9 protein-coding genes and 1 pseudogene are annotated in these 7,003 nt (G+C 70.0%); 8 read left to right on the forward strand and 2 right to left on the reverse strand.

Annotated elements, in window-relative coordinates:
* Window positions 1–42 precede the first annotated feature (42 nt).
* Window positions 43–744, reverse strand: a complete 702-nt coding sequence (locus ACWGIF_RS37510; protein WP_453504297.1) for a DUF5324 family protein — start codon at window positions 742–744, stop codon at window positions 43–45.
* 174 nt (window positions 745–918) lie between these two features.
* Here ACWGIF_RS37510 and ACWGIF_RS37515 point away from each other — a divergent pair, with 174 nt between their 5' ends.
* Together ACWGIF_RS37515 and ACWGIF_RS37520 are read left to right on the forward strand one after the other, a co-directional pair.
* Window positions 919–1,446: a peptidylprolyl isomerase gene (locus ACWGIF_RS37515; protein WP_453504308.1), complete on the forward strand. Its 528-nt coding sequence runs from the start codon at window positions 919–921 to the stop codon at window positions 1,444–1,446.
* 124 nt (window positions 1,447–1,570) lie between these two features.
* A complete protein-coding gene (locus ACWGIF_RS37520; protein WP_453504299.1) occupies window positions 1,571–2,452 on the forward strand; it encodes a rhomboid family intramembrane serine protease in 882 nt (293 codons plus the stop codon).
* A 115-nt stretch (window positions 2,453–2,567) separates the two neighbouring features.
* On the opposite strand, the gene crgA is transcribed toward ACWGIF_RS37520, so the two are convergent.
* Window positions 2,568–2,822: a cell division protein CrgA gene (gene crgA, locus ACWGIF_RS37525; protein WP_453504300.1), complete on the reverse strand. Its 255-nt coding sequence runs from the start codon at window positions 2,820–2,822 to the stop codon at window positions 2,568–2,570.
* 91 nt (window positions 2,823–2,913) lie between these two features.
* Between crgA and ACWGIF_RS37530 the strand changes: the two genes are divergently transcribed.
* The 6 genes and pseudogenes from ACWGIF_RS37530 (at window position 2,914) to ACWGIF_RS37555 (ending at window position 6,902) form a co-directional block, all read left to right on the forward strand.
* Window positions 2,914–3,687 carry a DUF881 domain-containing protein gene (locus tag ACWGIF_RS37530; protein WP_453504301.1) on the forward strand — a complete coding sequence of 258 codons (774 nt, stop codon included), beginning with the start codon at window positions 2,914–2,916 and terminating at the stop codon, window positions 3,685–3,687.
* Window positions 3,659–4,420 (forward strand): class E sortase, encoded by a 762-nt coding sequence (locus ACWGIF_RS37535; RefSeq protein WP_453504302.1) that lies wholly within the window; start codon window positions 3,659–3,661, stop codon window positions 4,418–4,420. Before ACWGIF_RS37530 ends, ACWGIF_RS37535 begins: the two co-directional genes overlap by 29 nt.
* 89 nt (window positions 4,421–4,509) lie before the next feature.
* Window positions 4,510–4,686, forward strand: coding sequence for a hypothetical protein (locus ACWGIF_RS37540; RefSeq protein WP_453504304.1), 177 nt, complete (start codon window positions 4,510–4,512; stop codon window positions 4,684–4,686).
* Window positions 4,683–5,321, forward strand: coding sequence for an aminodeoxychorismate/anthranilate synthase component II (locus tag ACWGIF_RS37545; RefSeq protein ID WP_453504305.1), 639 nt, complete (start codon window positions 4,683–4,685; stop codon window positions 5,319–5,321). Before ACWGIF_RS37540 ends, ACWGIF_RS37545 begins: the two co-directional genes overlap by 4 nt.
* A 143-nt stretch (window positions 5,322–5,464) precedes the next feature.
* Window positions 5,465–6,160 (forward strand): annotated as a pseudogene (locus ACWGIF_RS37550) (class E sortase); the annotation flags it as partial.
* Window positions 6,161–6,173: 13 nt separating this feature from the next.
* Window positions 6,174–6,902, forward strand: coding sequence for a class E sortase (locus ACWGIF_RS37555; RefSeq protein WP_453504307.1), 729 nt, complete (start codon window positions 6,174–6,176; stop codon window positions 6,900–6,902).
* The last annotated feature ends 101 nt before the right edge of the window (window positions 6,903–7,003 follow it).

Genomic DNA, 7,003 nt, shown 5'->3' on the forward strand with positions numbered 1-7,003 from the left:
CGACTGGATCCGGGCCCCTTCCGCGTTGCTCGCGGGACGTGCTCAGGGCTTGTCGTCCTCCAAGCCCGAACCCGCCGACCCCGCCTCGCGCTCCTTCTCCGCCAGCTCGTCGTCGAAGCTCGCCGGAGCGGCGTCCTGCGCGGACAGCTCCGTCGCCGCCGGCGGCTCGACGAGCCAGTCCGGATTCGACTGCTGGTCCCACCACCGCCACGCCAGGTAGGCGCCGGCGGCCAGCAGGCCGGCCACCGCGACACCCTTGAACAGCCGGCCGTATTGGGCCCGCCGCTCGTGGCGCCGCATCAGCTTGTGCACCTCCTTGGCCGTCACCTGGCCGCGCAGCGCCAACAGCGCCGCCGTCGACCGTGACGCCGCCTCCTCGGCCACCGGCGTGGCGGCCGCGAGCGCGCTCTCGAACCGTGGCTGCGTGTACTCGGCCGCGTGTCGTGCCGCCAGGCGCGTCTGCTCCACCGCCCTCGTCGCCGCCCGGTCCACGGGCGGCGGCACGTGCGCCCGTGCCGCCTTCAGGCGGGGATGCAAATGGCTGTCGTACGTCGTACGGCACTGCCGCGCCGCGCCGTTCGCCGCATGCGACACCATGGGTGCCAGCCGCTCGTTCGCCTCGTGTGCATAGTGCACCGCGGCGTCCTTTGCAGATTCCGCATACGGCGCAACTGCTTCCGTCGCGTGCCGCACGGTCTCCTTGGCGCTCTCGGCTGCCAGGCGCACGCTGTCCTTGCCGGTCACGGGATCCTCCTCCTCGGTGGCGGACACAGTTCACCTTTCCACCCTTTGTCGGATCATGCCTGCCATATCGCGGACAGGCATGCGTGACAGGGCATACGGGTGGAGGATTTCAGTGCCGAGGAGCGCTCCGTGCGACCATCTGGACCGACAGTGATGACTATGGAAGGCAGATCCGTGGCCGAGAAGCTCTACGCCACCCTGAAGACCACTCACGGCGACATCGAGATCGAGCTGCTGCAGAACTTCGCTCCGAAGACCGTCCGGAACTTCGTCGAGCTCGCCACGGGCGCCCGCGAATGGACCCGCCCCACCGACGGCCAGAAGACCACGGACCCGCTCTACGACGGCACCGTCTTCCACCGCGTCATCAGCGGCTTCATGATCCAGGGCGGCGACCCGCTCGGCAACGGCACCGGCGGCCCCGGCTACCAGTTCGCGGACGAGTTCCACCCCGACCTGGCCTTCACCAAGCCCTACCTGCTCGCCATGGCCAACGCGGGCCCGGGCACGAACGGCTCGCAGTTCTTCATCACCGTCGCGCCGACCGCCTGGCTGACCCGCAAGCACACCATCTTCGGCGAGATCACCGACCCGGCCAGTCAGAAGGTCGTGGACGCCATCGCCGGCAGCGCCACCAACCCGCGTACCGAGCGTCCGCTGGACGACGTGATCATCCAGTCCGTCGTCGTCGAGAAGCGCTGACGGACCGGGACCCGTCCGGGGCTCCCCGGGCGCACCGGGAACCTTTCCGCCCCGCCCGTCCGTCCTGGATACATACGGAAACGGCGGGGCGGGCCTTCCGCCTCGCCGCCGATCGAGGGGACCGATGGACACCGACCGTCTGCCGGGCTGCTACCGCCACCCGGACCGCGACACGGGGATCAGCTGCACCCGCTGCGAGCGTCCCATCTGCCCCGAGTGCATGATCAGCGCCTCGGTCGGCTTCCAGTGCCCCGAATGCGTCCGCGAGGGCTCCGGCACGGGGCACCGACCGGCCGCGAACGCACCGCGCACCCTCGCGGGCGGGGTGGTCGCCGCCGACCCCCACCTGATCACCAAGATCCTGATCGGGATCAACGTCGTGGTGTTCCTCGTGGCCCTGTCCGTCCCCTCGCTGGTGGTCCAGCTGGAGCTGATCGGCCGGTACCGGGAATTCCCGTTCCTCGCCGGACCCGTCGAGGGAGTGTCCACCGGCGAGTACCACCGGCTGATGACCTCGGTGTTCCTGCACGTCGAGTGGTGGCACATCGTCGGCAACATGATCGGCCTGTGGGTCATCGGCGGTCCGTTGGAAGCGGCACTGGGCCGGGCCCGCTACCTCGCGGTCTACCTGCTCTCGGGCCTGGGCGCCAGCGCCTTCGTCTATCTGCTCAGCGCGCCGAACGCCGCGACGCTCGGTGCGTCCGGCGCCGTGTTCGGCCTGCTGGGCGCCACCGTCGTACTGGTGCGCCGGCTGCGGTACGAGATGCGGCCGGTGATCGTCATGGTCGTGCTGATGCTGGTGCTGACCTTCGTCCCGCTCGGCGGCGGTCTCAACGTCTCCTGGCAGGCCCACGTGGGCGGCCTGGTGACGGGGGCACTGGTCGGTCTGGGCATGCTCACGCCCGCCGCCGGCAAGACCCGCACACTCGTCCAGTGGGGTACCTGTGTGGTGGCGTTCCTGCTGGCCACGGCGGTGATCGTGCTCCGCACGGCGGAACTCACCTGATCACATCGGCGTCAACTCTCCACAGAGTTATCCACAGATCTTCTGTCTTTTCCTCAGGTGTGGATGACGCTGTGGATAACTCATGGGGAGAGCTTCCATCAGGGACTGCTGCGTGCTACTTCCACTGCGTGGATACGCCGAATCCCGCGGCGATGAATCCGAAACCGACCACGATGTTCCAATTGCCCAGCGCCTGGATCGGCAGCTGGGTCTCGGTCACGTAGAAGACGACGATCCACGCGAGTCCGATCAGGAAGAACGTGAGCATGACCGGGGCGACCCAGCTGCGGTTCGTCAGCCGGATGCTCTGCGGCGTCCGCGTCGGCGGCGGCGTGTAGTCGTCCTTCTTGCGGATACGTGACTTCGGCACGAGGGGCTCTCCTGTCGATGCGCTGGGGACCTTGCCTGCCCCGGGCGTCCGTTAGCGTAGTGGACCTGTGGCGTTGAAGGAGAAGGGTACGTTGAGCAATTCCGACGACTCCTCCGCGGGTCCCCGTCGCCGGGCCAGACCGGTCCGGCTGCTGACGGCCGCCGTCTTCGCCCTGGCCGGGCTGCTCTTCGTCACCAGTTTCAACACCTCCAAGGGTACGAACATCCGGACGGACGCCTCACTCCTGAAGCTGTCGGACCTGATCAAGGAACGCAGCCAGGACAACGCGGAGCTGGAACAGAGCACCGCGGCGGTACGCAGCCGGGTGGACGCCCTCGCCGAGCGCGACGACGGCAGCACCAAGGCCGAGGACGCGAAGCTGGCCGCCCTGCGCGCCGCCTCGGGCACCGAGGAGCTGTCCGGCAAGGGCCTGACGGTCACCCTCAACGACGCCCCGCCGAACGCCACCGCCCGCATCCCCAACGTGCCCGAGCCGCAGCCCAACGACCTGGTGATCCACCAGCAGGACCTGCAGGCCGTGGTGAACGCCCTCTGGCAGGGCGGCGCCGAGGGGATTCAGGTCATGGACCAGCGGCTCATCTCCACCAGCGCGGTGCGCTGCGTGGGCAACACCCTGATCCTCCAGGGCCGGGTCTACTCCCCGCCGTACAAGATCTCCGCGGTCGGCGACCCGAACGCGCTGAAGAAGGCCCTGGCCGCCTCCCCCGCCCTGCAGAACTACCAGCTGTACGTGAACGCCTACGGGCTCGGCTGGAAAGTGGACGAGCACAAGGCGCTGACACTTCCCGCCTACTCCGGCACAGTGGACCTCCACTATGCGAAGCCGGTGGCGCCCACCCCGTGATCGGGTCCGTCCTGACGTCGTACTGCGCCTGGTGGTACGGACGTTCAGCGAGGTGTGCCTGACGGCGGGCACGCTGATCGTGCTGTTCGTCGCATACGTCCTGCTGTGGACCGGGGTCAAGGCCGACCGGGCCATGGACGGCGAGAGGGCCCGCCTGCGCGACGACTGGGCGGCGGCCCCGGCGGCCGCGCCGCAGCCGGCCCGACCGGCGCAGCCGTCGCCGTCGCCGGCCCCGACGGCCGCTGTGGAGCCCGAGCGCTACCCCGCCGGCAAGGCCTTCGCCGAGATGTACGTGCCCCGCTTCGGCCCGGACTGGGTCAAGCCCGTCCTGGAGGGCACGGACACCGAGCTGCTGAAGAAGGGCCTGGGTCACTACGCCGGCACCGCCCGCCTCGGCGCCGTCGGGAACTTCTCGGTGGCCGGCCACCGGCGCACGTACGGCGACCCCTTCAAGGACTTCCCGCGGCTGCGCCCGGGGGACGCGGTGATCCTCAAGGACGCGCGCACCTGGTACACGTACACCGTGCGGGGCGGGCCCCTGCGCACGCTGCCGACCGAGACCGGGGTGGTCGACCCGGTCCCGGAGAAATCGCCGTTCCGGATGGCTGGCCGGTATCTGACGCTCACCACCTGCGACCCGGAGTGGGGCCACAGCCACCGCCTGGTCGTCTGGGCGGAGCTGACCGGCACGCGCACGGCCGAGCAGGGCGGGCCGGAGGGTTTGTCCGGGTGACCCACCCTTTCGGGCCGCTGCCTTTAGTCTGTTCGCGTACCGCCCCCGCGGTGCGTTGAACGAACGTGGACGAAAAGGAATCAGGCGGCATGTACGGCTGGATCTGGCGGCACCTGCCGGGCAACGCGTGGGTACGCGCGCTGATCTCCTCGGTACTGGTCCTCGCGGTGGTCTTCGTGCTGTTTCAGTACGTCTTCCCCTGGGCCGAGCCGCTCCTGCCGTTCAACGATGTGACGGTGGACGAGGGATCGGGAGCCACTCCGTGAGCGCGCGCATTCTGGTTGTCGACAACTACGACAGCTTTGTCTTCAACCTGGTCCAGTACCTCTACCAGCTCGGCGCCGAATGTGAGGTCCTGCGCAACGACGAGGTCGAGCTCTCGCACGCGCAGGACGGCTTCGACGGGGTGCTGCTGTCCCCGGGGCCGGGCACGCCGGAGGAGGCGGGCGTCTGCGTCGACATGGTCCGCCACTGCGCGCAGACCGGCGTTCCCGTCTTCGGCGTCTGCCTCGGCATGCAGTCGATGGCCGTCGCCTACGGAGGGGTCGTGGGCCGGGCACCGGAGCTGTTGCACGGCAAGACCTCGCCCGTGGTGCACGAGGGCCGGGGCGTGTTCGAGGGACTGCCGTCGCCGTTCACCGCCACCCGGTACCACTCCCTCGCCGCCGAGCCCCAAACCCTGCCCGGCACGCTGGAGGTCACGGCGCGGACCGAGGACGGGATCATCATGGGCCTGCGCCACCGGGAGCACGACGTCGAGGGCGTGCAGTTCCACCCCGAGTCGGTGCTGACCGAGTGGGGCCACCGGATGCTCGCGAACTGGCTGGTCCGGTGCGGTGACGCGGGTGCCGTGGAGCGCTCGGTGGGGCTGGCCCCGGTGGTGGGCAAGGCCCTCGCGTGACCGCGGTCGCGCCGTCCGCGCCCACGGAGGGCCGGGCCGCGCGACGCAGGGCAGCTCAGGAGGCCGCGAAGCAGGCCGCCAGACGCACCCGGAGGCGGGGCGGCGGGCGGCGGCGCAGGCGGCCGGCGTCGGGCGGTCCGGTGGTCATCGCGAGCCGGCTGGGCGGAGAGCTGTTCATCACCCTGGGTCTGGTGATGCTGCTCTTCGTCGCCTACCAGCTCTGGTACACGAACCTCGTGGCGGAGCGGGTGGCGAACGGAGCGGCGGGCTCCCTGCGGCAGACGTGGGAGCGCCAGACCGGGGAGGGCGACTCGGGTGAAGTAGGTGCCGCCGCACCTCCCGTGACGGCCTTCGAGCCGGGCCAGGGCTTCGCGATCCTCCACATCCCGAAACTGGACGTGAAGGTTCCGGTCGCCGAGGGCATCAGCAAGCCGAAGGTGCTGGACCGCGGCATGGTCGGGCACTACGGCGAGGGCGCGCTGAAGTCGGCGATGCCGGCGGACGAGCAGGGCAACTTCGCGTTGGCCGGACACCGCAACACGCACGGTGAGCCCTTCCGCTACATCAACCGGCTGGTGCCCGGGGATCCCGTCGTCGTCGAGACCCGGGACGCCTACTACACGTACGAGATGACCTCGTCGCTGGCGCAGACCCCGCCGACGAACGTGGCGGTGATCAAGCCCGTGCCCGAGGGCTCGGGGTTCACCACCGCGGGCCGGTACATCACGCTGACCACCTGCACCCCGGAGTTCACGAGCACCTACCGGATGATCGTATGGGGCAGGATGACCGAGGAACGCCCCCGCAGCCAGGGCCCGCCGCCCGCGCTGACCAGTTAAGGACGAATCAGCAGTGTCTCGTGCCCGCCGCCGCGCCGCGGCCCCGCCCGCCGGCAGCCGCAGTGTGCTCGCCGGGTTCCTGAGCCTGCTGGGCGAGGTCCTGATCACGGTCGGCCTGGTGCTGGGCCTGTTCGTGGCCTACTCGCTGTGGTGGACGAACGTGCTCGCGGACCGGCACGCGTCGGCGCGGGGCGATCAGATCCGCCGGCAGTGGCAGACACCGGACCCGCCGGCGCCCGCGCAGCCGGGGGCGCTGGACACCCGGGACGGCGTCGGCTTCCTGCACGTCCCGGCGATGAAGAACGGCGAGGTGCTCGTCAAGCAGGGGACGGCGCCGGAGATCCTCGACGACGGCGTGGCCGGGTACTACACGGAGCCGGTGAAGTCGGCGCTGCCGTGGGACGAGAAGGGGAACTTCTCGCTCGCCGCGCACCGGGACGGGCACGGGGCGAAGTTCCACAACATCGACAAGGTGAAGAACGGCGACGCGATCGTCTTCGAGACCCGGGACACCTGGTACGTCTACAAGGTCTTCGCGGAGCTGCGCCAGACCTCGAAGTACAACACCGACGTGATCAACCCGGTCCCCAGGGAGTCGGGCAGGACCGCTCCGGGCCGCTACATCACGCTCACCACCTGCACGCCGGTCTACACCTCGAAGTACCGGTACATCGTGTGGGGCGAGCTGGTCCGTACGGAGAAGGTGGACGCAAAGCGCACGCTGCCGGCCGAGCTGCGCTGAGGAGACGGATCCGGTGGCTCCGGTCCTCCCGGCCGGGAAGGCCCCTGGGGGCGGCTGTGGGGCCCGAACGCGAAAGGTCCGGCCCCCGGGAGGGGCCGGAC

Source organism: Streptomyces sp. NPDC054849 (assembly GCF_053610945.1).

Excerpts from the sequence above, each read along its gene's own strand:
- ACWGIF_RS37520 (WP_453504299.1), top strand. The coding sequence starts at position 1,571 with ATGGACACCGACCGTCTGCCGGGCTGCTACCGCCACCCGGACCGCGAC.
- ACWGIF_RS37535 (WP_453504302.1), top strand. The coding sequence starts at position 3,659 with ATGCGAAGCCGGTGGCGCCCACCCCGTGATCGGGTCCGTCCTGACGTC.
- ACWGIF_RS37540 (WP_453504304.1), top strand. The coding sequence starts at position 4,510 with ATGTACGGCTGGATCTGGCGGCACCTGCCGGGCAACGCGTGGGTACGC.